Here is a 25,434-nt window from a genome sequence, read left to right as displayed (position 1 = left end):
TTAGTAGAAATTTGAAAAGTCCAGCTTACGGATGATAGTTGGCCGATAAGTGCAATAGAAAACGGGTTGTTTTTAACAGTGTTGTCTCAAAATCTCATCAATCTGTACCATATGTCGTTCCAAATGGCAAAGCAAAAACTCAAAACACTCCGGCAAATAAAAATTGACAATAGGGCCGATGGCCGAGGTAATCTTTACCTGGGTTACATCCTTATTTCTGCTTTTCAGGATAGCCTCCTTAAGATGGGCATGACGCTCAAAGAAGACTTCGAATATCGCGTCTATTTTTTCTTGGGTCAAACTCTGATTGTCTAGCAAAGGCTCAAACCGTTTAAGGGTTTTCATTTTCCATTTCCGCACCCCATTTTTGGGTCGTTGGCCGGCAATTACAATTTTTTGCCATGCCCGTGCCTTGAATTCAGAAGCACCAGAATCAACATCGGGCAATTTGGTAAAAGCTTCATCCAGTTTGGGAATGTAGATTCCATAAGCAATATTCAAATGCGCGATGACCTCAACAACATTCCATGCTTTTGAATGCGGAGGAGTGGTTAATCGCGAAGCATCTAATTCCTGAAGCGATTTTACCTTATGTAAAATATGGTTTAAACGCTGAATTTGATTTTCAGAAGTAAGGATTAAGCTTGCCATAACTATTCGTTTTTTGATGGAAACAAAGTTCAGTTATAGCCCTGTAATAAACGTTGATGCAAATCAAGAAATGATATATAACAACCCGTAGTCCATTTTAACCCAAAACATTATAAAACGTCAGTTCGAGTGATTTTGAGGAATGAAAAATCGTATCGAGAACCACTTTTGAGATGAAATTCTTGTTTTCGATACAAATTTCACTCATTTGATGGATGAAATTCACTCAAACTGACGAATTTCATCTAAAGGCATTGTGGTAGTTTTATATTTCTAACATCTAGTATTTACTCCCGTCGTGCTTCCCTTTTTCCCAACCGGTTTTTCCCAAATATTGTTCTGCGCTTTCTACGGCACCATCTTCGATGGAAGTACCCATTGAATCGTTCCAACGGTTGAGGTATCCAAACAATGAGATCACCCCAAGCATTTCTACGATTTCACCTTCGTTCCAGTGTTCGTACAAACGTGCTTTGATATCTGCATCAACCGCATTTGGAACCTGCGAGGCGGCCAATGAAAAATCTAAGGCTGCACGTTCCGCATCAGAAAAAGCAGCATGGGTTCGGTATTCCCAGATATTGTCCAATTGCTCTTGTTCTGCTCCATAACGTTCCGCGGCGCGAATTGCATGCGCTTGACAGTAACGGCATCCGGTAGCATTACTGCTCACCCAGGCAATCATACGTTTTAGGGCAGATGTTACTCGTCCCTCATTGGCCATAACGGCCATATTCATATTGACAAATGCCTTGGAAATCGCGGGCCGATATTGCATGGTCAGCACCGAATTCGGACAAAATCCAAGAGTTTCGTTAAAGAATTCGGCAAGCTTTTTTGTCTCTGGGTCGTAGTTGGGGTCAAGTGGATTTACTAATGCCATAGGTGCGGTTTTATATCGTATTTTTGAAGGCTACAAGAAACAAAAATTTAATAGCATGACAAATCATATCACCACCAAATGGTTAGGCGAAATGGCCTTTGAAAGTAATAACCCCTCAGGACTCAATTTAAAGATTGATGCCGGCCCAGAAAGCGGAGGTAACGGAGAAGGTTTTCGTCCAAAGGCATTGATGCTTTCTGCACTTGCCGGTTGTTCAGGATTGGACGTAGCTTCACTCATCAAAAAAATGAAGTTGGAGGTGGATGATTTTTCCATTGAAACCATTGCCAATTTAACTGATGAGCATCCAAAATACTATGATGCCGTGACCATAGAATACCATTTTCACGGATCAAACTTACACGAGGCGAAGCTTAAAAAAGCAGTTGATCTTTCTATTGAAAAATATTGTGGGGTAATGGAAATGTTCCGAAGATTTGCAAAAATGGAAATCAAAACGATTTTTCATCATAAGCAGTAGTTATGGAAGCCATAAGAACACCTTCGGACCGATTTGAAAATCTACCTGATTTCAATTTTAAAGAAAACTATGTTGATTTTCAGAATATGCGGATGCACTACCTTGACGAAGGAGAAGGTGAGGTGATTCTGGCATTGCATGGAGAGCCGAGCTGGTGTTTTTTATACCGAAAGTTTATACCGGTGTTGAAAAACTATAGATTTATTGCTCCTGATTTTTTAGGTTTTGGAAAATCAGATAAACCCGTTAATTGGAAAGAATACAGTTATAAGCTTCATTTGGACTCGCTGGTAAATTTTTGTGATAAACTTCAGCTAAACAACATTACGCTAGTAGTTCAGGATTGGGGAGGATTATTGGGGCTTGGATTACTTGGGCAACAACCCGAAAGGTTTAAAAGAGTGGTGATATTGAATACTTTTTTGCCTATCGGGAAAAAGTTGAAACTTCCGTTTAAAATTTGGGTTTGGTTCGCGCGATACCATCCATCGCTTCCGGTTGGAAAACTAATTCAATATGCAAGTCATGAAGCCTTGCCAAAAGAAGTATTGAAAGCCTATGACGCACCTTATCCGAATAGAAAATACAAAGCAGGAGCAAGAGCTTTTCCCTCTTTGGTTCCAGGGAATAAAAAGAATCCAGCTGTTCCGTTTATGAAAAAGGCCAGGGAGGTATTGTCAAAATGGGATAAACCTGCACTTGTTTTATTTTCTGATAAGGACAAAATATTGGGTGGACTGGAGAAATTCTTTTATAAATTAATTCCTTCTTCGGATAAGCAACAAAAAATTATAATTAAAAACGCCGGTCATTTTCTACAGGAAGAAAAAGGAGAAGAAATTGCCCAATATATTGATGCCTTTATCAAAGGTGATTTAAATATTAAATTCAAGTAAAAGAAATAACCTTACATTTAATTACAATTTCAACCTCAAAATCAAATCATAGAAATTATGAACGACAAAAAGTTTGATTTAGAGGATAGGTTTGTTGAGTTGGTAGCTAGTATCGCTTTATTTTGCAAGGGATTCCCTTCGGATTTTTCAGTTAACATCGCTAATGTCACTTCGAGTGATTCTGATATGGTCAGAATTGTATCGAGAAGTTTTTGAGACATAGAATGAAAGTTTCTTATGTCTATATGCTCAGATGCTCCGACCACACGTATTATACTGGAGTTACCTCCAATCTTGAAAAGCGGATTCAAGAACATAAAACTGGAACACACGTAAAGAGCTATACCTATTCAAGACGACCTGTTAAATTGGTGTTTTATGCTGAATTTAGTGATATCAGAATGGCCATTGAAAAGGAAAAGCAACTAAAGAAATGGTCAAGAGCGAAAAAGGAAGCTTTGATTCAAGAAAATTATAATTCACTCCCAAACCTAGCTAAAAAGAAATTTCGATAACTTGTTCTCGATACATTTCGAAGCAAGTTCGAAACACTCGAACTGACGTTTATCCAAATCAGAAAATACCATGCGATGGACCATAAAACCCAAACCTGCCCAAGAGAATATTAACCGACTTTCAGCTGAACTGAAGGTTGATAGCACAGTGGTTCAATTGTTGTTACAACGTGGAATAACCACATACGAAGAAGCCAAAAACTTTTTCCGTCCTGAACTTTCACATCTACATGACCCCTTTTTGATGAAGGACATGGATAAAGCAGTGGAGCGGATTGATGCTGCTATTGCGAACAACGAGAATATTTTGGTGTACGGCGATTATGATGTGGATGGTACCACCGCCGTTGCGCTTTTATCCTCTTTTCTGGAAGAAAATTATCCCAATGTTGCCACGTATATTCCCGACCGCTATACTGAAGGGTATGGAGTATCCTTGAAAGGTATTGACTTTGCTTCGGACAACGATTTTTCTTTGATTATCGCTTTGGACTGCGGCGTAAAGGCTATTGAACAGGTAGCTTATGCCAAAGAAAAGGTGATAGACTTTATAATTTGCGATCATCATAGACCTGGGGGAACATTGCCAGAAGCTGTGGCAATTCTCGACCCTAAACGAGAGGATTGTGAGTACCCCTATAAAGAACTTTGTGGTTGCGGAGTAGGATTTAAGCTGATTCAAGCCTTAGCTTCAAAAAGTGGGAAAACCATAGAAGATTTAGCGTCATATCTAGATTTGGTGGCCACGGCCATTGGAGCAGACATTGTTCCGATTACTGGCGAAAACCGCGTTCTAGCATATTATGGCATGCAAGTAATCAACAGCAACCCACGAATTGGATTTAAGTCCATTATAGATCAAATCAAAAAAAATAGACTTACCATAACAGATGTCGTTTTTATTATTGCTCCAAGGATTAATGCTGCCGGAAGAATGAAACATGGACAACACGCTGTAAACCTTTTGAAAGAAACAGATCTAGCAGTCGCACAACAGTTTGCTTCAGAAATAGAACAGTTTAATGCAGATCGGAAGAACCTGGATAAAGAAATAACTGAGGAAGCGTTACAACAAATCCAGGAAAATGGAGAGGAAGACCGATTTACTTCCGTAGTATACAATGAAAACTGGCACAAAGGTGTCATTGGAATTGTGGCTTCTCGACTTACTGAAACCTTCTATCGCCCAACACTCGTATTTACCAAAAGTGGAGATAAGTTGGCCGCTTCCGCCAGATCAGTAAAAGGATTCGATGTTTACAATGCTTTAGAAAGATGTTCCGATTTTTTGGAGCAGTTTGGAGGACATAAATATGCAGCAGGATTGACATTGGCCGAAGAACAATATGAAAATTTTAAGGCCAAGTTTGAAAAGGTGGTTTCCGAAACTATAGATCCAAAACTGTTGGAACCAGAACTTTCCATTGATGCACAGATTGAGCTACCCCAAATTGATGATAAGCTTATGCGAATCATAAAACAGTTTGCACCTTTCGGTCCTGGAAATATGACACCAATATTTATGGCTGAGAAAATTCAGGATACGGGGTACGCCAAGGGTGTAGGGGAGGATGAAAAACATTTAAAATTGTCTGCTTTTCAAAAAGGATCTACCGCCATTGGGGCCATTGGTTTTAATTTAGGAGGAAAATTGGACAAAATCAAAAACAAAAATTCGTTTGATGCTGTTTTTTCCTTGGATGAAAATGAATGGAACGGACAAGTAAATTTGCAACTTAAACTCAGAGATATTCGATAGTCATTCATGGATCCATACGCAGCTTTACGTTATAAAGAGTTCAATATTTTTTTAGTGGTTCGTTTTGCCATGGTCTTTGCATGGTCCATGCAATTTATTGTGATAGAGTGGCAGGTGTATTCCATGACCAAAGACCCTTTGTCATTAGGAATCATTGGATTGATGGAGATAATTCCGGCTGTTGGAATGGCCCTTTTTGCGGGACATGTGGTGGACCAAAAAGAAAAACGAAACCTATTGATCAAATGTATTTTAGGATTCTCTGTGATAAGTCTTGGGCTGTTTTTGATAAGCGACCCCGATTTGGAAGCCTCCGTCAGTCAGTCGACCATATTGTACAGTATCTATTTTTTAGTGTTTTTAGGTGGATTGGTTCGAGCATTTATCGGTCCAACAATTTTTTCATTGATTGCATTGATTGTACCCAAGAAAATTTATCCAAACGCAGCGACATGGAGTAGTTCCACATGGCAGTTGGCGTCGGTAGTAGGTCCAGCATGTGCAGGATTTTTGATTAGTTGGATTGGGGTGCATTGGTCTATGTGCGTCATTTTTGCATTTTCGCTCATGGCGTTGCTCTTTCTTTTAAAGATTTCAAGGAAACCAATCCTGAATCCAAACATAGGGGAACCTGTCTTAAAAAGTTTGAAAGATGGTCTAAAGTTTGTGTTTAGCAGCAACGCTATTCTTGGTGCCCTAACCTTGGATATGATTGCAGTGTTATTTGGAGGAGCTGTTGCACTATTGCCAATTTATGCCCAAGATATTTTGCATGTAGGTTCCGAAGGGTTCGGTATTTTGCGTGCGGCACCTGCGGTAGGGGCATCCATAACCATGTTGGGATCCACAAGATTTCCATTGCATAAGAAAGCTGGTAAAAAATTATTGTTGGCGGTTTTCGCTTTTGGTATTTGTATTATTGTTTTTGGGGTTTCCACCTTGTTCTGGGTCTCGGTAGCTGCGCTGTTTTTAAGTGGGGCTGTGGATGGTGTTTCTATGATTATTCGTCAGACGATTTTACAGCTAAAGACGCCCGACAATATGAGAGGAAGGGTGGCTTCAGTGAACTCGATTTTTGTAGGGTCTTCCAATGAATTGGGTGCTTTTGAAAGTGGATTGGCCGCTAAAATTTTGGGAACAGTTCCGGCTGTGGTTTTTGGAGGGTGTATGACCTTGTTAACGGTGGGAGCAACTGCATTGGCATCACCCAAATTCAGAAAGTTGGATTTACAAAAAGATATTGAGGAACATGAAAAAGACTAGTCTTCCAGTTTTTGCAAGGATAGTTTCTCTCCGTCAAAAACGGCATAAGTAAAATAGGAAATCCAATCCCCTAAATTGGTATAGGTAGATGTCTCATTGAGTTTTATTTCCATGGGAAGATGTCGATGTCCAAATATGAAATGATCGTAATGCTGGGTTTCCAGTTTTCGTTTGGCGTAAAGAATCAACCACTCCTTATCCTCTCCTAAAAAAGAGGCATCCGCATCTCCGGAAATAATTTTATTGTTTACGGACAAATATTGCCCCAAACGCACTCCTAAATCAGGATGCAACCATTTAAACAACCATTTGGACAATGGATTGGTGAAAACTCTTTTCATTCGTTTAAAACCTTTGTCTCCTGGCCCAAGACCATCACCATGTCCAATAAAGAATGAAGTGTTATTGATGGTAAATTGTTGCGGTTTATGATACACTGGAATATTGAGCTCTTCTTCAAAATAACCGTTCATCCATAAATCGTGGTTGCCCACAAAATAAGTAATCTGGATACCCATGTCGGATAGCTCCGCAAGCTTGCCCAATGTTCGAGTAAACCCTTTGGGGACGACAGTTTTATATTCAAACCAAAAATCAAAAAGATCACCCATCAAAAAAATGGCTGCTGCATCCTCTTTTATAGCATCTAACCAAGCTACAAACTTCTTTTCCCTTGGCAAACTATCTTTTGAAGTAGGTGCGCCCAAATGATTATCACTGGCAAAGTAGACCTTTTTGTTAATTGGAAGATTGATGTTGGAAACTGACACTGTTTTATCTTTTAAACCTTCTGCGGTTTCTGATTCTTGTAACAATATAAACTACGATGACCAAAAGGGCCAATAATGGAAAAACAATATCACTGTTTAACAAAGAAAGTATGTCCATAAATATTACTTCTTAAATTTTTCAAGGGCATTTTTAGTATTTGGGGATAAAGCAAGTCTACCTGAAGCCTCAGCGCGTTCCACCAACAAGGAATCCCAATGCTCGGTTCCTTCCCAGAGCACTCTTTTCATTTTGATGAGAGCTTCTGGATTATTTGACGCTAATTTTTGGACATGGAAGTCTAGCTCTTTATCCATTTCTGCTATGGAATCAAATACCTTGGAAAACAATCCTTTTTCTTTTGCCCAATAGGCATTTTTCCATTCCGTTGGGGCTAAAGAGAGTTCTGCCAATCCTGCCTTTCCAATTTTTCGCTCCACGGAAGGTGCAATGACCAGGGGTGCAATACCGATAGAAATTTCGGATAGCTTAATGGATGCCGCCTCTGTGGCGTATACATAATCGCAAGCCGAAGCCAATCCGACTCCTCCACCTACTGCTTTGCCCTGAACTCTTCCAAAAATTGGTTTACTGCATCTTCGCATAGCATTGATTACATTGGCAAAGCCACTGAAAAAGGCAGTTCCTTCCTCAAGATTAGAAATAGCCACTAATTCATCAAAGGATGCTCCTGCGCAAAAAGCACGCTCTCCTTCAGATTTCAATACAATCAATGAAACCTCTTTGTCTTCGGATAGTTTATCAAATTCATTGGCCAAACGAGCCAATAATTCTGAAACGAATGAGTTGCTGGCCGGATGCCCAAACTCAACAAATGCAATTCGATTTTCGATTTTGGTATAGAGGCTTCCGTTAGTTCTGTCCGTAGGCATTAGTTGTGGTTATCAATTCTTTAAAACACTAAATTAACTGTTTTGTACCAAGGGTTTGAACTTTCTTCTGAATTTCCACACCAAAGCCAGTCCTCGAATCATCATCCAAACTACAAATGCAATCCAAATGGCATAAAATCCCCAACCAAAATATTTGCCAACATACAAGGTTGGGATAAAGCCCAAAAAAGTGGCAGTAAGTAGTACGTTTCTTAAATATTTCATCTCGCCCAATCCTTTAAAAAGGCCGTCAAAAACAAAGGCAAGGGTATTCATGGGAAGTCCTAGAATGACAATGAAGAAGATTCCATAAAACGTATTCAAAACAATCGTCTCATTTGAAAAAATGTGCCCGATAGGCCTATAAAAGACAAATCCGAAAAGCATTAAAATAAGACTTACAATCATGCCATAAGTGATGATTTTCTTAGCCAACTTCCAAAGTCCTTTGTAATCACCTGCTCCCAACAATTTGCCTCCCATGCTATTTCCTGCGGCTCCATATCCATCAATAAAAAAAGCGGCGAACAGCCATAGGTTGATTGCAATGGTATGGGCTCCGATAAATTTATCGCCTAAGGCAGTCGCCTCTCTGACGGCAATGATCAAAGCCGCATTTAGAGCCAATGCCCGGACAAACAGGTTAAGACTCATAAAGACCAATCGTTTAAGCTCTTTGTTTAGAGGAAAAACAAGCTTTAGACTGATGTCCGTTTTCTTTAACAATAGAATAAAGGCTAGAATGGCCATTATTGCCTGGGCTATCAAGCTTGCCCATGCAGCTCCATCCAAGTACATAGCTGGAATAAGTCCATCAACACCATAAACAAGGATGAAATCCAAGATAATATTTAGAACTGCACCCAAAATGGCGATAACCATGGGGTAAAAAGTGTTTTGGAGTCCTCTGAAAATACCGAAAATGGCAAAAGTGAACAGCGTGAGAGGGAACCCCCATACTCGAATGGAATAGTAGGAGATACAGTATTGCAAAATTTTCCCGCTTGCTTCGAACAGACTAAAAATTTCTTCGACAATAAAAATTGTGGACAGCAATAGCACAATACTTAATAAGATGTTGAAAAAAATGGCTTGGGCGGGTAGATTTTTTACTTCTTCCAACTTTCCAGCTCCCAGATATTGGGAAATTATTGCCGAGATAGAACTTCGTGTTTGTCCCAAAACCCATATGAGCATGGATAGAAAAGAACCTACAATTCCAGCTGCGGCCAAGGACTCAAGTCCATCTACTGGAATATTCCCGACAATTGCCGTATCGGTAATGGAAAGAATGGGTTCCGCAATACCAGAAATTGTTGCCGGAATTGCAAGCTGGTTTATGGATTTAAAGTTAACTACGGTCTTCAAAGTCGGTGCAAGTTACAGCACTAATTCATAACAATGAAAAGGATGAGTACTTTGTTTTGGAAAGAAAATATCACCCAATCGTTGATACCCTCGTTGTTCGTAAAACCGTTGATTTCGTTTGTTTTGGGAAAAGGTATCCAGACGAACTGATTTGAAGTTGTTTTCGCGAGAATATGCTTCTGCATAATCCATAAGCTCTTGGGCATATCCCATTCCCTGAAAATCAGGATGGATGCAGACGCGATGGATGTAGGTGCTATTTCCATTTGGTGTGAGCCATTCAATCGGCATATACTCATCATCCATATGTGTGGAAATTACTATTGCTCCGATGACTTTACCTTCATATTGTTTTACATAAAGCTCTTTTCTTTCCAAATCTTTCAAAAACGCACTTTTGGTGGGGTAATGCTCATTCCATTGGTAAATACCGTTTTGAATCATTTTATCTGCGCAAGCACGTGTAATGGTCATGATATCATCGATTTCGGATATCTTTGCATATCTAATCATGGATTGGTTTCAATTAAATTGTAAATTTAAACTATAATCATAACCACCAAACAATGAATAATATACTGGTACCCATAGGCACGTCACCGAACGCAAATGAGACACTTCAATATGCTATTGATTTTGCATCCAATTTTGGAGCAAAGGTTTTTGTTATGGACGTGTTTTCAGTTACTTCATCCGCGGGCAGTTTGGCAAATGTCAAAGAAAAGGTAGCTAAAAGTAGTAAGGAACATATCAAAGAACTTATAGATGAGGTAAACGCCAATAATGTAGAACTTAAGATAGCTACATATAACGGTGATATTATTGATGGTTTGAACGATATAAACAATGAGCTCGGCATTGATTTAATTATTATAGCACCTCGAAGTAACGGTATTAAGGAAGAGCTTTATCTAGGCAATACCACTGGAAGAATTGTGAAACAAACCAACATTCCAACATTGATTGTTCCAAAAGGCACAATATTCAAACCTATTAAAAGTATATTGACGGCTTTTGGGTCTGGAATTCTTAAAAGAAATAGGGTGTTGAATCCTTTGGCTGCTATTAAGGATAAATTTAGGGCAAAAATAAACCTGTTATTGGTGAAGAGGCCTGGCTATTCTGAGGAGGATCTTCAGGTAAACACGGCACTTTTGGATATTAGTGAACAGCTGATCATTACTGAACAGGGCACAACGTATTTGGGAGTGTTGGAACATTTTCAAAAACAACAACCCGATCTATTGTGTGTTTTTAGAAGAAAACGAGGCTTTTTCAAAAAGCTTTGGGAAAAGAATACCGTGTTAAAATCCGAATTTTTTGTTCCTATTCCAGTTTTGGTATTGAGCGTAAAAAAATAGCAAGAAGATAAGAAGCTTCGATTTTGAAACTTTATAAAAATGTCTTTCCTTTGCGGGGCTCTATGGGGGATTAGCTCAGCTGGCTAGAGCGCTTGCCTGGCAGGCAAGAGGTCACCGGTTCGACTCCGGTATTCTCCACTAATATAAAAGATGCCTCAGAGGAGTTTCGTTTCTGAGGCGTTTTTTATTTCTCCCAAAAAATAGAATTTCTCGACCAATACCCTAAACAAAAGATGTATATAAGTAGTCATAGAGAAGCAGGGGAGTAAAAAACTTTAAGCATATGCCAGGTCTTTGGCATATAAGGTTTCAAACGCTTCATCGAATTTACATTCATAATTTTCATAAGAATTTCTCGATGTAATCTCATGTATGCTGCTCTTCCATACTTCTAATGTTTCATTATGCATCTTGGTAATATCTAACTGGCCATTTTCCAAATAGACGGTACATGCCTGTTCGTGGAATGAATCCATATCAAAACAGACTGCGGGGAGCATAAAAGCTTTTTCCTCAAATGGAATAGAGAAAACCCTTATATACTCTTTGTTATTAGAGTTATTGAGTTTGTCATATAAAGAGGAGACAATATCCTTATTGGCCTCATAAATAGCCCCCCAAAGATTGATAGCTTGTTTATGGGTGCCATTTTCAAGTTGCGGTACGATATAAGTATATTTCTTGGGATTGCCAGAATCATCGTATAATGCTAAATTCTCCGATATGCACTCAATAAATTTGGCACCTATTTTGGTGCCAGTTGTTTCAATGGGTTGCGAAATTGCAATGAATATCTCAGAGGCATTATTTGCCGCTTCACAAAATGTGCCGAGAGATTTTAGGACCTTATCCTTCTCAGCGTTTTTGCCTTTAACAGAATTTTCTTGATAAGCCTTTTCTAAAGAAGTAAAAATACGGTCTATGTTGGATTGGCCTTGAGGGTGAGAAGTAAACTTAGATTCTAAAACACGTCTGAAAGGGCGTTCTAATTTTTTGCCAAGTTTCCTTTTTCCATTAATCACGCTGTTTAGGATAACATATAAACTCTTAGTTCTGTCTGCCCTTTCTTGTTCGTTAATTACTCCTTCTTCATCTAAGATACAAGAAACAAGCTCTGTTTGACCATTGAACAGTTTGTCATCGAAATGGGAATGGATTTTGGTGAATAAAAAGTATTTGGGCGTCATTATAAATTTTTTTTTTGGTGATTGGTTAGTTTGGATCTTACTGCTCTAAAATTAAGCAAAAAACTTTACGAAAACGTTTTCGTATAGTTAATTAACATAAATATTCGATGAAAATAACATAATTCTATTAAATGTTATAGCTAATAATTATAATTTATTAACTCATATTTAGTATTAATGTTACAAGTTATATAACTTTTTCGTATATTGAAACAAATAACATTTTAACAATCATATTATTATGGTAATTACTAGAACCCAAGAAATTCCGAAATATCAAGATTGGAATTTCAAATCGAAGCGAGAAACTAATTATTTGACAACAGAAATGCTATCTGAAAAGGAGAATTTACAATTGACCCAAAAAGAATTGATTAACCAACAGCCAAAAGCTAGATCTAACCCCATTGAGAAGATTGCCTTTCTCGTTTAAATAGGGTGGATTTGTCAAGGCTGTATTAAAAATACACCGAGATGAAATCAAAAATCCTTTACTACGTTCTTCATCCCAAAACTTGGCCATCATTAATACAGTATTTTTTTACCATTGAAGGGTCTTTACATCTAACCTACAAACTAAGATCTGACTTTGGATTAGATTGGCAATCCTGTGCCGCGTTCTTGATCCTTGGTTCTTTTTCTATTTGGCAGAAAAAAAGATTAAAAAAGCTCATCACTTCAGCCAGCTTTAAAATTAAGGCTGCTTATATCATTACGTGCCTTTTCTTTTACCTCATACCAGTTTTTAATTCTTACGCGGGATATATTGGACATCAAGACCATAGTCGTTTAATTATGCAATTAGTCTTGTTGGGTGTTCTTTATTGCATGTGTACCTGGATAGATTCAATAGGAAATCCTGGAATGTATAAATAGTAAAGAAATGGGAAAAAAAATATTAGAAAATGGAACCGCCATTAAGTATCGGGATAGGATGCATGAGAATGGGGAAAACAGAAAAGAATTCAATGGACAGATTAGTGATTTGAAGAGTCATTGTAAAATCTCCGAACTTGCTGATGAGTGTGAAAGATTAGGGTGGTTACTTGGTAAAAGAAAAGAGAAGTTAAAAGGCTGGCAGCTTATAATTGATTCAGTTACAATAGTGGTTGGATTATCGGCCGCTATATTATTATCGCTTAACAATTTGAAGCTAATTACATTGAACATGCCAGGTTTTCAAGTTTTTCCGATTATTTGTGCCTTTGCTATTGCAGCTTTTGCATTAGCCAAGAGATATTTTAAAGGAAAAAATGACCCTGACCTTATTGAAGCATATGCATCATATATATATCATTACATGTATCAACTTCGGTCGGTTAAAGATGATTTAATCATTAGCGATACTCAAAAGAAAGCTAAGCTTCAATATTTGAAGGACTCTACAAATAAAAATATCGGCGATATTTATACAAAATGGCCAAGCTTTAAATTACCTATAGATTAAATAGGGTTAGATTTAAAAATATTGAGACAGTCATTTCAATTGGAAAAGAGGTCACCGATTTGATTCTGGGGTTCTTCTCCGGATTTAAAAAAGAACGACTCTCAAGAAATTGGGAGCTTTTTTATTTTTCTATCGAGGCTATTTCCCTGGCCAAAGCTTCTAAATCAATTCCAAGATTTTCTTTATTAACCCGAAGCACTTCTTCTTTTAGATCATCTGGAAGGTTGTGATAACCAACTTTTGCACCGAGAATCATACCGGCAATAGCGGCAACTGTATCATTATCCCTGCCATAATTGACTATAAATTGCATAGTTTTTTCAAAATCACCTTGACCAAATTCCAAGGCTGTTACCAGAATTTGCCAGATTTCTGCCGAATGGAAAGCAATGGCCCTTTGTTCCTTTTCCAACATTTGATAAACCATCTCCTGTCTTGCCCAGTTAGTTGGGCTACCTTCAAATCCTTTGGGAATTTTGAATGTGATTGAATCCTGGACAATTAATGAATCTACCAATAGTTGCTGTTTAATGCTACGTACACTTTTTTGCGCATTGTCCAACAAGGCATAAGGAATTCTACCAATCAATCTGCTATCTTGATATCTCTTGGGATCGACAAAAGCAACGGTATTAAGAATAGAATCCATGCTTTGGGTACGCATTGCCATGTGAGTCAAAACAGATACTAAACTAGAGATGTCCTTGGCATAGCCAATGTCAAAAAGACTATGCTGATAAGCTAGCTCATAAGCCTCAGAAGGACTTTTGGCAATTAATCCAAACATTGAGGTGTACAATTGTCCGGCACATGACATTTCACCCCCATAAAATCTGTTTTGCGCCTCCACATAGGTTTTGCTATCCTTTTGAAAAGCTGTGGCAACCTTAGCCCATTCCTTGATCCAGTCGATTTTTTCAATTTGTGCATCCAATGAATCTGGATTTTTTTGAATGCTCTTCTCTCCAAGTTCATTGGTCAACGAGCTATGATAGGAACTTATGAATGCGGCGAAATTTGAAGCTGATAGATCTTCTTTATGGCTTTGAAAGTATTTGCCCATAAGATATTTCCATCGAGTATCATCGGTTGTAGCGCCTGCCAAAAGATTATGTGCCCATGGACCTTCCGGTGATTGATCACGCACAAGCGGTGTAAGGCCATTAATGTATCCATATTGCAGTTGGATGTCTTTCCTGTGCCACATTTCAGTTGAGGCGCCCATAGCATCTCCTATTGCCGAACCTACCAAAGCTCCCATGACCTTATCATAGTAAACGGTGTCATTTAAATTCAAGAAGTCCTCTACGTAGGCTTGGTTTTTAGGCGCTGGGATATCAATTTTTTGACTTTTGGGCTTGCAGCCCGTCATCAGTATTCCGAAAATTAAGACTGTAAAAAATGTTCTCATGATAAAATAAGTTGATGCCCTAATTGTAAAAGATATTCTTTTTCGTCCAAAGTCCGTTCCAAAGGAAGCTGTGCTAACCCTATAATTCTGCGCATGATTTCAATTCCAGTTATTTGTGCAGTTAATTTGGCATCTACCGCGTTAGTATAAGCAGTTATTACTTCGTTCAAATAGTGTTGTTTGCCAGTGGCCATAATTAAATGAGCTGCCATTACACCTAAATCAAATTCAGGAAACCCAACAAACCCAAATTCGGGATCGATGACATATAGATTTTCTTCTGTCGTCATCCAACTACCGGGGTAATAATCACCATGAAGGAGTGTATCTCCTTGCTCTAAGTAACGGACTCCTATTTTATCAATTTCCTTTTTTAGAGAGAGGTCTTTTTTATAGGGTTCAGAAAGTTCTTGTAAACCTTCCTGAATATCGTCCAAAGAAAATCCATTCTCCGATATGAAGGGTAGTTCAAAAATATGTTGATGGTTTAGGTTCCGCATTTCAAGGTTTGAAGGGAATCCTTTCGGAACTTCGGCCTGGTGAATCTCTTGTACTATCGTAATTAGTTTTTTGAGAACGTTACCAGAAATGGAACGAGCTTGATAGATTGTGCTCATATCTTCGCATTGGCCCAAGTCTTCCAAAACCAACATATATGAGTTGGTGTCATATCCAATAACTTTTGGCAAGTGCTGCTGTAGAGATGGTTTTTGTATGGCTTTGTAAAATTTTTGCTCAACTTCAATTCGATGCAAGGGTGCCGGAACCTGTTGGTATTTTTGAACAAAGGGTCTGGATTGTTTTGCAATGAAGCTCCGTATATTGGTTTTGACCCTAAGTACTACATTCATATTGCCTTCCCCGGCTTTGGAAATAGATGTAATTTGCTCGTTTTCCTGCAACCAATTTTTATCTCTTAGAAAATTTTCAAGGATACTAAAGGATATATGTTCATCTATCAGAAACAAGCCTAACTATTTTATGTAATCTGCAAGATAGTTTTTAAAACAAAATGTCTGAGGCGATGTGACTTTTTTTCAAATTTCAAAATCAATAGGTTGCAAAGGACATGGACCCTTCGTTTTTTTGGTTTACAGACGAATGTTACCGATTTTTGGATTTTAAAACAAACTGGATGGATTTAAAAGATAAAGTCGCCTACATCACCGGAGGCACAAAAGGAATTGGACTGGGAGTTGTAGTATCATTGCTGCAACAAGGAATGAAAGTTGCAATTAGCGGAAGAAGTATAGAAAGTGTCGAAGCTACGATGAAAACTTTAGGGAATGAAAATGTGTTAGGCCTTTGTTCAGATGTCACCGTTTTAGAAGATGAAGAAAGTGCTGTGCAACAGATATTGGATAAATGGGGTCGTTTGGATGTGGTGCTAGCAAATGCCGGAGTTGGCCATTTTGCACCCGTTGATGAAATGGAAGCTGATAAATGGAACCAGATGATCAATACCAATTTGAATGGGGTGTTCCATACGTTGAAAGCCTCGGTTGAAGCCCTAAAATCTTCAGAAGGTTACTATATGACCTTGGCCAGTTTGGCAGGAACCAATTTTTTTGCCCAGGGAGCGGGATATAATGCCACTAAGTTTGGGGTGGTTGGATTTACCCAAGCGGCTATGCTGGATTTGAGAAAATACAATGTTAAAGTCACCACCATAATGCCCGGTTCTGTAGCAACACATTTTAATGGAAACGAACCATCGGAGAAAGATGCATGGAAAATACAAGCAGAAGACATAGGAAAGCTTGTAGTCGACTTATTGCAGATGCATCCTAGAACATTGCCCAGTAAAATAGAAGTACGTCCTACGCGACCTGATTTAAAGTAGACTAGAGTTCCTTTTCGGTGAATGGAATGTTTGGATTACAGATTTCCAAAATGAGTTTTTCCAAATACGTTTTAAAATTGTCAAGAGTTTCAGGGGTTATCAAAGTGCCTTCAGAGGTAAAGGGTAAAAACCCCTGACCAAGATTTTTAAAGGAATAAATACCCGCGTTCAGATTTTGCACATTCTTTTCTTTAGTAAAAAGTAGCGCATAGCAAAGTAATTGAAAAGCTTTGCTTTTGTCATAATCCGCAATCAATTCATCCCAGTGAGGAATTTTCACGTTTTTTGGATCTACCCTTCCGGTTTTATAATCTACAATTCTTGTTACACCGTCGACTTCATCAACACGATCAATGGTTCCCTTAAGTTTGATGGGATATGGCAATCCTTTAATATGCAATTCAATCGAATGCTTTTTTTCCAGTTCCAAGATGCGAATCTGATGTCTTGACAACATTCCCTTCTCCAGTTCTATGAATTTTTCTAGATATTTTACAAGCACATTAAAAACCAAAAGAAACTTACCCTTTTCCAGGTTCGCCCCAGGCAATAGCTTTTTGAAATGTTGTCGGACCACTTTCGGAACAGATTGAATGGTTTCAGAAAGTCTTTCAACAGTCAAGAATTGTCCTAGATACGGATTGTAAAGCTGCTCAAGGCTATCATGTATAATAGTCCCAAAGGTGTTGGCTGCGATATTTTCCTCTACCTCCTGGATATCGTTTATTCTTAGAATATTTCTTTTATAAAAATCTATGGGATTTCTAATATAATTGGTCAATGAAGTTGGTGAGAACCCATTCTGGGCCAAGTTTTTGATGTCCGATTGAAGCAGGGGAGTTTTGGTTATTTCTATTTGCTTCGAGGGTTTAATTTTGACCTCGGGGGATGCTATTTGGTGGGATACATATTTAGAAATTGCATCATCAGTAAGCAATTGAGAAATCAATCTACTTTTTTCACCTCCTTCCAGAACATCGGGCTCTGTGTTATAAATGATATGAATGTTCTTAGCTCTTTGTATCAGACGATAGAAATGGTAGGTATAAATGGCATCTTTTTCTTTATAGGTCGGAAGGCCATATTCTCGCTTTACATCGAAGGGAATAAAAGAGTTGTTTGACTTTCCAGAGGGAAGAATACCTTCATTGACGGAGGTTATTATTACGGTCTCAAAATCTAGATTTCTACTTTCCAGCATTCCCATTATTTGAAGCCCAGAAAGAGGTTCCCCTATAAAATCCAATGTTTCACTGGCCGTTAACTGTTTGAAAAAGCTTCTTAGGGTTTTTAAGTCTTTTATAAAATCGACTTCGGACAGCTGGGAATGTAGCTGATTGAATAGGGAATAGAAACGGTACAAATATTCAAGCTCCATGGCGTTGTCCATGGTTTGAAAATGGGACTTCAACAGTTGGATCAGAGCCAAGCAATTATCAATCCATTGTGAAGGAGAAATCGTTTTCTCCGGGAATGCTAGGTCAATCTTATCTGCCGAAGGATAATGTTTTAAAATAATTGCAGGATTAAGGTATATCCAATTGTTTTTCTTGATGTCGGTATCCAGATTTTGTAAAAAAGAGAATTCTTTGGATTGTGCAAGACTTTTACAATATGGATTGGAAACAAATTGAAGAACATCGTTATAAAACCAACCTTTATCGGAATGTGCAATACTGAGTTCAAGAAAGGAAGCAAAAAAGGAATAAAGAACTGTATTGTTTAGTGGAAGCCCCATGGTTATGTTGGCTTCTTCTATGTGGGAAGGAATGGCTTTTAGAATTGGGTTGAGCAAAGCTTCATCAGCTAGTACGAGGGCCGTTTTCTTAATCCCTTCATGTATCTCGCTTGTTTGAACATCCACCAGGTTCCCCACATATTTGGCTTGGGATGCACTTTTAGGAACTCCGGTAATCGTTATGTTTTTTGATGATAAAAAATCATTGTGAACACCTTGCAATTTGTTTTGCTTGTAAAAAGGCCATTCATTTTGATAATCTCGAATGAATAGCCCGGCATCATGGATTTTATCATCAAGAAAGTGTGAATCAATATCCCAATAGATTTCCGTGTTTGGTTGTTCCAGTAGGTGTTGAATTATTCTGGATTCAGCTGTATTAAGTGCATTGAATCCAATAAAAACAAGGGGTCCATCTTCACGATTTACGGTATAGCTGTCTAAATGCTTCACTGCCGTTTTATAAACCAAGCCCTGATATCCTTTGTTCTGTTGTAAAAGTGATGTGGTAAACGTATTATAAAGGGATTCCAATTGATTCCACAACGCTAAATAGTTTTGGACTAATTCGGTTTTTTCTTGTTTTAAGGACCAGTGACTTATGTCTTTAATGGCCGAAAGGTAATTTAGGATATCATGTGCTGGGATAAGATAGCGATCTATCTCATTGAAATCTTGGATTAAAGTTTGACCCCATTTTAAAAAGGAATTAAAGTCGTCGTGAGTTTTGAGTTTGGTCTGCTTATATGATTTAAAGAGAATCAGTAATAAGTCAATGGAAGTAGTGGTAGAAAGACCAGCAATATCTGCTATAAAGTCTTCTATGGACAAAATTTTTGGTGCGAAAATGTTTTTGGAAATCCTTTCGGAAATATATTTTTTTAAAAAGGTTCCAGAGCGTTTACTTGGAAGTATGAAGGTGCAATGCTCAATTTGCATTTCCTTCTTTTTCAGATCATCCAATACGTATTCTAGAAAACTCTGCTGATGCATGGACTAAAAATAAAAAAGGCTCTGCATTTGCAGAGCCTTTTTTTGAAAAGAAAACAGTTTGTTTTCTAATTATTTTATCAAGTTGATTTCAACTCTTCTGTTTTGAGTTCTACCAGCTCTTGTATTGTTGGTAGCGATTGGCTTGTCTTCACCGTAACCGATGGCAGTCAATCTTGCAGCACCGATTCCTTTGTCAATCAAGAAATCTCTTACCGCGTTAGCTCTTTTTTCAGAAAGCGACTGGTTCAATTTAGCGCTACCTACGCTGTCAGTGTGACCTTCAACAGTAAACTTAGCGTTAGGATACTCATTCAAGATTTGGATGATATCAACCATTACTGAAGTAGACTCAGCTTTGATAGAAGATCTACCTGTATCGAACAAGATTGTTCTAGCGTAGTCGTTCAATTGTTTTTGAACTTCTTCAGTTACTTCTGGACATCCGTTGTTGGCAACAGTACCAGCTACTTGAGGACACTGATCGTCTTTGTCAAGAACACTGTCACCATCAGCATCAGGCCAAGGGCATCCGTTGTTCTCAGCAGGACCAGCTTCGTTAGGACACTGATCATCTTTGTCAGCTACACCGTCACCGTCAGCATCAGGACAACCGTTCAATGCAGCAATACCAGCTTCGCTAGGACATGCATCATCTTTATCGGCAATACCGTCACCGTCAGCATCAGGACAACCATTCATTTCTTTAGAACCAGCTTCGTTAGGGCAGCTATCTTTGCTGTCTTCAATACCATCACCATCAGCATCAGGACAACCATTGAAAGCTTCCAAACCAGCAACCTCTGGACAAGCATCGTCTTTGTCATAGATTCCGTCACCATCGGTATCAGTTCCACCAAATTTGATACTGATACCAGCCATGTGCTGGAAGTGTTGCATCAAGAAGTCTTCGAAAGCATGCTTGTATTGGGTCTGTAATGTAAGACCGATGTTTTCTGAGAACCAGATGTTAACACCGATACCTCCATTAACGGTACCTGCACCGATTTCATCAACCCAAGTATAACCACCACCTATCTCAGCGAAAGGATCTATAGTAGTATTTTTAAGGAAGTTGTACTTTAAAGTACCATCTACAGCGTAGTGAGAAAGATCGTCAACAGACAAATCTCCATTGTTTTCTATCCTGTTCAAAGAACCTCTTGCTCCAAAAGAGAAACCGTCACCAATGTACTTGGATACGGCTACGTAAGAAACAGAAGGCAAAATGTTCCAGTGATCAGAAACATTGAAGTACTCATCAAATAAAGTAGTACTTGAGGCAATGTTGTCAGCATCATTTGTAGGATAAAAGTCAATCGCGTTTACCCCGAAACTAACTTGCCATGGATTATTCTCGTCTTGCGCTTGTATATTGTTAAAACCCACAAAAACAAGGGCAACAACTAATAATTTGCTAAGATGTTTCATGCTCAAAATTTTAAGTTTAAGTGTTTATCAGCAGCAAATGTAAGTTGTTAAGACTTATTAACAAAATCAATTTTTCTTTTTTTTTGGTGCATTACATGGGATTTTTATTGCATTTCAACGATTTTGAGGACTTTACCTACCTTGATAAAGGCGTTTATAGCTTGGTCTAAATGGTGTTTTTCATGGGCAGCTGATAGCTGTACCCTGATGCGAGCTTTACCCTTTGGTACCACTGGATAAAAGAACCCGATGACATAAATACCTTCTTCCAAAAGTAAATCGGCCATTTGTTGCGAAAGCTTGGCATCGTACAACATTACTGGAACGATTGCGGAATCTCCATCGATGATATCGAAACCTGCTTTTTTCATTCCTTTTTTAAAATATTCTGTGTTTTGCTGAAGTTTGTCACGAAGTGAAGTATCCGAGTCCAGCATTTCAAACACTTTTATAGAAGCACCAACAATTGCTGGAGCTAAGGAGTTGGAAAATAAATATGGACGAGATCGTTGACGAAGCATTTCTATGATTTCCTTTTTTCCAGTGGTATATCCACCCATTGCCCCACCAAGTGCTTTCCCTAGGGTGCCGGTAATGATGTCAATACGGTCCATCACTCCCTTCTCCTCCAAAGTGCCCCTTCCTGTTTCACCTATGAATCCTGCGGAATGGCATTCATCAATCATAACCAGGGCATCATATTGATCTGCTAAATCACAAATTTTATCAAGAGGAGCTAAAAGACCATCCATGGAAAATACACCATCGGTAACAATTATGCTGAAACGAGCACCATCTTCTTTGCTTTGTTTCAACTGTTTTTCCAAGTCGTCCATGTCATTATTGGCATAACGATACCTTTTTGCCTTGCAAAGTCTTACACCATCTATGATCGAGGCGTGATTCAACGAATCGGAGATTATGGCGTCTTCAGCTGTCAAAAGAGGTTCAAATACCCCACCATTGGCATCAAAAGCTGCTGCATAGAGTATGGTGTCCTCTGTCCCATAAAATTTCGCAATTTTTTGCTCCAATTCTTTGTGGATATCCTGGGTACCGCATATAAATCGAACGGATGACATTCCAAAACCATGGGAGTCCAATGCATCTTTGGCTGCTCTGATTACCTTTGGATGTGACGAAAGCCCCAGATAATTGTTTGCACAAAAATTAATGACCTCCTGTCCCGTTGAAATTTTAATGACTGCGTCTTGGGGCGAGGTAATAATCCGTTCTTTTTTAAACAGACCAGCCTCTTGAATGGCCTGAAGTTCTTGTGCGAGATGTTCTTTGATTTTTCCGTACATAGTATTTGTTTAAAGAAAAAGGGGTTTTATTTCGGGTTCAATGTAGACAATTATCGTGTCTTTTATGATGAAATCCATGTCTTGTAAGACTTTGGAATAAGATAAAATCTGCTCCTTATGTGTATAGCTAGGTTTTCCTGATTTATAATCAATAATTGTAATCTCATTATTCAAAATCACCAATCTATCCGGTCTCATGGATTTGCCTTCTATAGTTAGGATTTCCTGTTCGTTCATGACTTTACAGTCAGATGAATAATATTGCTTTAAACTAGGGTGCTTTACGATAGCCTCCATTTTGTTTGAGACGTTGGTCGTTTGATTTTCGGTAACATGTCCTTCCGATTTTAATTTTTCAAGAATACTTGGAACATCATCTACAAAGTTGACCAAACTCATTGCAAAATGAATCAAATTTCCGGCTTCAATTGCCTCTCTCTTCTCATCATCCCACAATGCACTGGACTTTGTTGAAATGACAAAACCTTTTTCATTTTTTTGCCTCGTGGTATATGGAATGGGAAGGTTTTTTAGGGCAGTGGATGAAGCATTGGAATCCTGCTCCAAAAGTGCTCCAAAAGTGTACGCTCCATTTGAGTTCTCTGAAACCCCATGCGCCTTCAAATAGTGCTGAAATAAATCCGAATAGGAACTTGCATTTTCAATGGGTTGAGTGCTTCGTGTGGTTTCTGAAATAATGTACATTCCTTTTTCTGCGCGGGTCAACGCAACATAAAGTACGTTGGCAGCATCTAGTTCTGTTTTGGACACCTCTTCCAAATAAGTTGAAGAAGTTCTTTCGTTAAACTCCAACATGTCTTTATTGTTATTGACCAAAAATTCGTCCAGATGTAAATCTTCCTCTTCATTTGTTTTGGTTACCCAAGATTTTTTCTTTTTGCGTTTATCATCAATCAACATATTGGCAAACGGAAATATCACAATCGGAAATTCCAATCCCTTGGCTTTATGAACGGTCATGATTTTTACGGCATTCATGGCTTCAGGAGCGGTTAGCGAAAGGCTTTCTTTTTTTGCTCCCAATGTTTTAAAAAGTAATGCACTCCAGGGCCATGCCTTTTTTCAACTTCCAATACTTCATCCATTAAAAAATTGATATGTGCAGTGGCTATTTGCGCCAAATCAAACTGAATAATCGCAGCTTCAAGAATGGTCAAAACCGGTTGACTTTTCATGCGATGAATATCAAACTGGTAATTCTCAGAAAGGATATCCTTTACATTGTTGATGTATTGGCCAATGAAGTCATGCATATTGGATGCATCCTTTCCCAAAAACACAAGCACTTCATAGGTAGCTTCCTTGTCCATTTCATTCTCGATAACCCTCAATATGGATATGAGAAAAGAAACAACATCACTATTTTTTAGCAATAAGGATTCAGAGGATACTATGGGAATGTTGTTTTCAGAAAGAAAATTGGCTAAAAGCATTCCATGGTCGTTTTTTCTCACCAATATGCAGATGTCCGAATAGGTATAGTTTTTGGACTTCACCTCTTCTATGGCATTCAGAACTTGCGAGCAATATTCCTCCAATTTATTCTCTGCTGTGTAATCAATGAACGACAATTCAACATACCCCCCCTCTTTGTTGTTAGCGTTTTGCTGTCCGCTTTTCAAAAACAGATTTTGATAGTCTGGATTTTTTAGAAAGGGCGCTATCGATGTAAAAAAGCTGTTGTTGAATTTGACAATTTCGCTGTGACTCCTCCAATTTGTGTCCAACGAACTAACATTTGGTCGCACAGCAAAAGGATGTTCTTTTTGATTCAATAAGTCCAAAAACTGTTCGGCCTTGCCGCCTCGCCAGCGATAAATGGCTTGCTTTACATCTCCTACCAAAAAAAGCGTACCGTACTCTTTTTTTTCGTTCTCACTTTCAAGTGCGTTGCCAATTAATGGAATCAGATTTTCCCATTGCATTTGTGAGGTGTCCTGGAACTCGTCAATAAAATAATGGCGATATTTTTCTCCAAGTCTTTCATAAATAAAGGGCACGGGTTGATTTTTTATCTCATTTGAAAGGAGGACGTTCATTGCTGAAATAGGAATAATGTCTCGTTCAAGCTCAATGTTTTTTATCTCTTTTGCTATTTCATTTAGCACAGTCAACGGTACAATATTCCCGTAAATATTTTTGAGATAGGCGCGATGATATAGACTTTTCTTAATTTCTAGATATCCAAAAAGGGTCGATTTGGATAGTTCAGCGGAATCTCTTGAATCGCTGGATTTTAAAATTTTACCTTCTTTTAGGTTTTGTTCAAGTTTATTACTGTAAAGCGTTCTTATATTGAATTCCTTGTCGGCAATCTTTTTAAAATGGTTTGGCAATGTTTGTCTTGGAAAATCTTCAGGAGCAAAGCCTAAATTTTGAATTTCGCCAAGAACGGCTGTCGCCCTTTCAACTGTATTTTTTTCAATTTGTTGGATTTGCTCAAGAATATTCTTTTGAACATCCTTTAGTTCACTGATGGATTTTGAACGCAATTTATTGATGTGCGAGGAGTGATTTTCCTGAAAGAGCAATTTTCCAATTTCAACAAGATCATAATTAATGCTCCAGCTTTTGTCATCGTCAATTTTTTCAAGAGAAAAAGCAATTAAGACGTTGGTGAGTTCTTGGTCACTTCCTGCTCTTTCAAGTAATTGCCCGACTGCCTGCTCGAGCAAAAGTTCCGTGTCCAATTCCACTTCAAAATTCTGCGCCAACTGAAGGTCTCGAGCGAAGGTTTTTATGATTTTGTGATTGAACTTGTCAATGGTAGAAATCTCAAAAAACGAATAATTATGTAAAATTCTTTTAAGCACCAACTTGGCGCGCTGTTTAAGTAGGGCTGGTTCAATTGACAACTCTTTGCACAGGTCATGGAATAAACTACTTCGGTTTTCGAAACCACCTATCTGGCTAAAGTCATGTAGACTTTGAAGAATACGACTCTTCATTTCAGCAACGGCCTTATTCGTAAAGGTTATGGCAAGAATCTGTCTGAACTTTGCAGGCGAACCATCTGACAATAGCAATTTCAGGTAAGCTTTGGATAAGGTATATGTCTTTCCAGAACCTGCAGAAGCATTGTATATTTTAAAGTTGGAAACCTCCAAAAAGTTTTTCTGGCAAATTACGGATTACCTTGCTGAACTTAATAAGTATTTGAAGGAATATATGGCTTAAAAGCGTATTTTTACAGAACGATTAATAACTTAAAAACAAAATAA

At 38.3% G+C, this 25,434-nt stretch carries 24 protein-coding genes and 1 tRNA gene; 11 read left to right on the top strand and 14 right to left on the bottom strand.

Annotation, left to right across the window (positions count from 1 at the left end; translation table 11 throughout):
• Window positions 1–72 precede the first annotated feature (72 nt).
• The gene (locus ACOKFG_RS02360; protein WP_422861790.1) at window positions 73–651 is read right to left on the bottom strand and encodes a DinB family protein; all 579 of its coding nucleotides are present in this window, start codon (window positions 649–651) and stop codon (window positions 73–75) included.
• A 280-nt stretch (window positions 652–931) separates the two neighbouring features.
• Window positions 932–1,534 (bottom strand): carboxymuconolactone decarboxylase family protein, encoded by a 603-nt coding sequence (locus tag ACOKFG_RS02355; RefSeq protein ID WP_422861789.1) that lies wholly within the window; start codon window positions 1,532–1,534, stop codon window positions 932–934.
• 55 nt (window positions 1,535–1,589) lie between these two features.
• Between ACOKFG_RS02355 and ACOKFG_RS02350 the strand changes: the two genes are divergently transcribed.
• From ACOKFG_RS02350 to ACOKFG_RS02325, 6 genes are all read left to right on the top strand, one after another.
• Window positions 1,590–2,015, top strand: a complete 426-nt coding sequence (locus ACOKFG_RS02350) for an OsmC family protein (protein WP_422861788.1) — start codon at window positions 1,590–1,592, stop codon at window positions 2,013–2,015.
• Window positions 2,016–2,017: 2 nt separating this feature from the next.
• Complete coding sequence (locus ACOKFG_RS02345; RefSeq protein WP_422861787.1) at window positions 2,018–2,911, top strand: haloalkane dehalogenase; 894 nt, start codon at window positions 2,018–2,020, stop codon at window positions 2,909–2,911.
• A gap of 57 nt (window positions 2,912–2,968) precedes the next feature.
• Window positions 2,969–3,127, top strand: coding sequence for a hypothetical protein (locus ACOKFG_RS02340; RefSeq protein WP_422861786.1), 159 nt, complete (start codon window positions 2,969–2,971; stop codon window positions 3,125–3,127).
• Between the two features lie 8 nt (window positions 3,128–3,135).
• Window positions 3,136–3,426 carry a GIY-YIG nuclease family protein gene (locus ACOKFG_RS02335; protein WP_422861785.1) on the top strand — a complete coding sequence of 97 codons (291 nt, stop codon included), beginning with the start codon at window positions 3,136–3,138 and terminating at the stop codon, window positions 3,424–3,426.
• 70 nt (window positions 3,427–3,496) lie between these two features.
• Window positions 3,497–5,185 carry a single-stranded-DNA-specific exonuclease RecJ gene (gene recJ, locus ACOKFG_RS02330; RefSeq protein ID WP_422861784.1) on the top strand — a complete coding sequence of 563 codons (1,689 nt, stop codon included), beginning with the start codon at window positions 3,497–3,499 and terminating at the stop codon, window positions 5,183–5,185.
• Window positions 5,186–5,191: 6 nt separating this feature from the next.
• Entirely contained in the window at window positions 5,192–6,448 is a 1,257-nt protein-coding gene (locus ACOKFG_RS02325; protein WP_298792512.1) for an MFS transporter, read from the top strand.
• Here the strand turns inward: ACOKFG_RS02325 and ACOKFG_RS02320 are convergent.
• The 4 genes from ACOKFG_RS02320 to ACOKFG_RS02305 form a co-directional block, all read right to left on the bottom strand.
• Window positions 6,445–7,203 carry a UDP-2,3-diacylglucosamine diphosphatase gene (locus ACOKFG_RS02320; protein ID WP_298793536.1) on the bottom strand — a complete coding sequence of 253 codons (759 nt, stop codon included), beginning with the start codon at window positions 7,201–7,203 and terminating at the stop codon, window positions 6,445–6,447. The genes ACOKFG_RS02325 and ACOKFG_RS02320 overlap by 4 nt on opposite strands.
• 138 nt (window positions 7,204–7,341) lie before the next feature.
• On the bottom strand, window positions 7,342–8,109 hold the full coding sequence (locus ACOKFG_RS02315; protein WP_422861783.1) for an enoyl-CoA hydratase/isomerase family protein: 768 nt from the start codon (window positions 8,107–8,109) through the stop codon (window positions 7,342–7,344).
• 33 nt (window positions 8,110–8,142) lie between these two features.
• Window positions 8,143–9,477 carry an MATE family efflux transporter gene (locus tag ACOKFG_RS02310; protein WP_298792508.1) on the bottom strand — a complete coding sequence of 445 codons (1,335 nt, stop codon included), beginning with the start codon at window positions 9,475–9,477 and terminating at the stop codon, window positions 8,143–8,145.
• 12 nt (window positions 9,478–9,489) lie between these two features.
• On the bottom strand, window positions 9,490–9,990 hold the full coding sequence (locus ACOKFG_RS02305) for a GNAT family N-acetyltransferase (protein ID WP_422861782.1): 501 nt from the start codon (window positions 9,988–9,990) through the stop codon (window positions 9,490–9,492).
• Window positions 9,991–10,043: 53 nt separating this feature from the next.
• Between ACOKFG_RS02305 and ACOKFG_RS02300 the strand changes: the two genes are divergently transcribed.
• Together ACOKFG_RS02300 and ACOKFG_RS02295 are read left to right on the top strand one after the other, a co-directional pair.
• Window positions 10,044–10,838 carry a universal stress protein gene (locus ACOKFG_RS02300; protein WP_298792504.1) on the top strand — a complete coding sequence of 265 codons (795 nt, stop codon included), beginning with the start codon at window positions 10,044–10,046 and terminating at the stop codon, window positions 10,836–10,838.
• 64 nt (window positions 10,839–10,902) lie between these two features.
• Window positions 10,903–10,976: transfer RNA gene (locus tag ACOKFG_RS02295), tRNA-Ala, on the top strand.
• A gap of 137 nt (window positions 10,977–11,113) precedes the next feature.
• Here the strand turns inward: ACOKFG_RS02295 and ACOKFG_RS02290 are convergent.
• Complete coding sequence (locus tag ACOKFG_RS02290) at window positions 11,114–12,025, bottom strand: hypothetical protein (protein WP_299487218.1); 912 nt, start codon at window positions 12,023–12,025, stop codon at window positions 11,114–11,116.
• Window positions 12,026–12,266: 241 nt separating this feature from the next.
• Here ACOKFG_RS02290 and ACOKFG_RS02285 point away from each other — a divergent pair, with 241 nt between their 5' ends.
• Window positions 12,267–12,458: a hypothetical protein gene (locus ACOKFG_RS02285; RefSeq protein ID WP_299487221.1), complete on the top strand. Its 192-nt coding sequence runs from the start codon at window positions 12,267–12,269 to the stop codon at window positions 12,456–12,458.
• A 450-nt stretch (window positions 12,459–12,908) separates the two neighbouring features.
• Window positions 12,909–13,472: a hypothetical protein gene (locus tag ACOKFG_RS02280; RefSeq protein ID WP_299487224.1), complete on the top strand. Its 564-nt coding sequence runs from the start codon at window positions 12,909–12,911 to the stop codon at window positions 13,470–13,472.
• A gap of 121 nt (window positions 13,473–13,593) precedes the next feature.
• On the opposite strand, the gene ACOKFG_RS02275 is transcribed toward ACOKFG_RS02280, so the two are convergent.
• Both ACOKFG_RS02275 and ACOKFG_RS02270 read right to left on the bottom strand, forming a co-directional pair.
• On the bottom strand, window positions 13,594–14,883 hold the full coding sequence (locus ACOKFG_RS02275) for an ADP-ribosylglycohydrolase family protein (RefSeq protein WP_299487227.1): 1,290 nt from the start codon (window positions 14,881–14,883) through the stop codon (window positions 13,594–13,596).
• On the bottom strand, window positions 14,880–15,851 hold the full coding sequence (locus ACOKFG_RS02270) for a phosphotransferase (protein ID WP_298792499.1): 972 nt from the start codon (window positions 15,849–15,851) through the stop codon (window positions 14,880–14,882). The genes ACOKFG_RS02275 and ACOKFG_RS02270 overlap by 4 nt, the downstream gene beginning before the upstream one ends.
• A 167-nt stretch (window positions 15,852–16,018) precedes the next feature.
• Here ACOKFG_RS02270 and ACOKFG_RS02265 point away from each other — a divergent pair, with 167 nt between their 5' ends.
• Complete coding sequence (locus ACOKFG_RS02265) at window positions 16,019–16,726, top strand: SDR family oxidoreductase (protein WP_298792497.1); 708 nt, start codon at window positions 16,019–16,021, stop codon at window positions 16,724–16,726.
• Between the two features lies 1 nt (window position 16,727).
• On the opposite strand, the gene ACOKFG_RS02260 is transcribed toward ACOKFG_RS02265, so the two are convergent.
• The 5 genes from ACOKFG_RS02260 to ACOKFG_RS02240 form a co-directional block, all read right to left on the bottom strand.
• Window positions 16,728–19,457, bottom strand: a complete 2,730-nt coding sequence (locus ACOKFG_RS02260) for a PD-(D/E)XK nuclease family protein (RefSeq protein ID WP_299487231.1) — start codon at window positions 19,455–19,457, stop codon at window positions 16,728–16,730.
• A gap of 69 nt (window positions 19,458–19,526) precedes the next feature.
• Window positions 19,527–20,885, bottom strand: a complete 1,359-nt coding sequence (locus ACOKFG_RS02255) for an OmpA family protein (RefSeq protein WP_298792493.1) — start codon at window positions 20,883–20,885, stop codon at window positions 19,527–19,529.
• A gap of 104 nt (window positions 20,886–20,989) precedes the next feature.
• A complete protein-coding gene (gene kbl / locus ACOKFG_RS02250) occupies window positions 20,990–22,192 on the bottom strand; it encodes a glycine C-acetyltransferase (RefSeq protein ID WP_298792491.1) in 1,203 nt (400 codons plus the stop codon).
• 9 nt (window positions 22,193–22,201) lie between these two features.
• On the bottom strand, window positions 22,202–23,236 hold the full coding sequence (locus tag ACOKFG_RS02245; RefSeq protein WP_422861781.1) for a 3'-5' exonuclease: 1,035 nt from the start codon (window positions 23,234–23,236) through the stop codon (window positions 22,202–22,204).
• Window positions 23,206–25,320 carry a UvrD-helicase domain-containing protein gene (locus tag ACOKFG_RS02240; protein WP_422861780.1) on the bottom strand — a complete coding sequence of 705 codons (2,115 nt, stop codon included), beginning with the start codon at window positions 25,318–25,320 and terminating at the stop codon, window positions 23,206–23,208. The genes ACOKFG_RS02245 and ACOKFG_RS02240 overlap by 31 nt, the downstream gene beginning before the upstream one ends.
• Between the last annotated feature and the right edge of the window lie 114 nt (window positions 25,321–25,434).

It is taken from the genome of Flagellimonas rhodophyticola, assembly GCF_049332665.1.
Classification (GTDB): Bacteria; Bacteroidota; Bacteroidia; order Flavobacteriales; family Flavobacteriaceae; genus Flagellimonas.
The sequence above is the reverse complement of the archived record's forward strand: the minus strand, read 5'-3'. Positions and strand labels throughout refer to the sequence as shown.

Excerpts from the sequence above, each read along its gene's own strand:
- ACOKFG_RS02290 (WP_299487218.1), bottom strand. The coding sequence starts at position 12,025 with ATGACGCCCAAATACTTTTTATTCACCAAAATCCATTCCCATTTCGAT.
- kbl (WP_298792491.1), bottom strand. The coding sequence starts at position 22,192 with ATGTACGGAAAAATCAAAGAACATCTCGCACAAGAACTTCAGGCCATT.
- ACOKFG_RS02280 (WP_299487224.1), top strand. The coding sequence starts at position 12,909 with ATGGGAAAAAAAATATTAGAAAATGGAACCGCCATTAAGTATCGGGAT.
- ACOKFG_RS02345 (WP_422861787.1), top strand. The coding sequence starts at position 2,018 with ATGGAAGCCATAAGAACACCTTCGGACCGATTTGAAAATCTACCTGAT.
- ACOKFG_RS02340 (WP_422861786.1), top strand. The coding sequence starts at position 2,969 with ATGAACGACAAAAAGTTTGATTTAGAGGATAGGTTTGTTGAGTTGGTA.
- ACOKFG_RS02315 (WP_422861783.1), bottom strand. The coding sequence starts at position 8,109 with ATGCCTACGGACAGAACTAACGGAAGCCTCTATACCAAAATCGAAAAT.
- ACOKFG_RS02350 (WP_422861788.1), top strand. The coding sequence starts at position 1,590 with ATGACAAATCATATCACCACCAAATGGTTAGGCGAAATGGCCTTTGAA.
- ACOKFG_RS02305 (WP_422861782.1), bottom strand. The coding sequence starts at position 9,990 with ATGATTAGATATGCAAAGATATCCGAAATCGATGATATCATGACCATT.
- recJ (WP_422861784.1), top strand. The coding sequence starts at position 3,497 with ATGCGATGGACCATAAAACCCAAACCTGCCCAAGAGAATATTAACCGA.
- ACOKFG_RS02300 (WP_298792504.1), top strand. The coding sequence starts at position 10,044 with ATGAATAATATACTGGTACCCATAGGCACGTCACCGAACGCAAATGAG.
- ACOKFG_RS02335 (WP_422861785.1), top strand. The coding sequence starts at position 3,136 with ATGAAAGTTTCTTATGTCTATATGCTCAGATGCTCCGACCACACGTAT.
- ACOKFG_RS02325 (WP_298792512.1), top strand. The coding sequence starts at position 5,192 with ATGGATCCATACGCAGCTTTACGTTATAAAGAGTTCAATATTTTTTTA.
- ACOKFG_RS02355 (WP_422861789.1), bottom strand. The coding sequence starts at position 1,534 with ATGGCATTAGTAAATCCACTTGACCCCAACTACGACCCAGAGACAAAA.
- ACOKFG_RS02265 (WP_298792497.1), top strand. The coding sequence starts at position 16,019 with ATGGATTTAAAAGATAAAGTCGCCTACATCACCGGAGGCACAAAAGGA.
- ACOKFG_RS02255 (WP_298792493.1), bottom strand. The coding sequence starts at position 20,885 with ATGAAACATCTTAGCAAATTATTAGTTGTTGCCCTTGTTTTTGTGGGT.
- ACOKFG_RS02260 (WP_299487231.1), bottom strand. The coding sequence starts at position 19,457 with ATGCATCAGCAGAGTTTTCTAGAATACGTATTGGATGATCTGAAAAAG.
- ACOKFG_RS02360 (WP_422861790.1), bottom strand. The coding sequence starts at position 651 with ATGGCAAGCTTAATCCTTACTTCTGAAAATCAAATTCAGCGTTTAAAC.
- ACOKFG_RS02275 (WP_299487227.1), bottom strand. The coding sequence starts at position 14,883 with ATGAGAACATTTTTTACAGTCTTAATTTTCGGAATACTGATGACGGGC.
- ACOKFG_RS02285 (WP_299487221.1), top strand. The coding sequence starts at position 12,267 with ATGGTAATTACTAGAACCCAAGAAATTCCGAAATATCAAGATTGGAAT.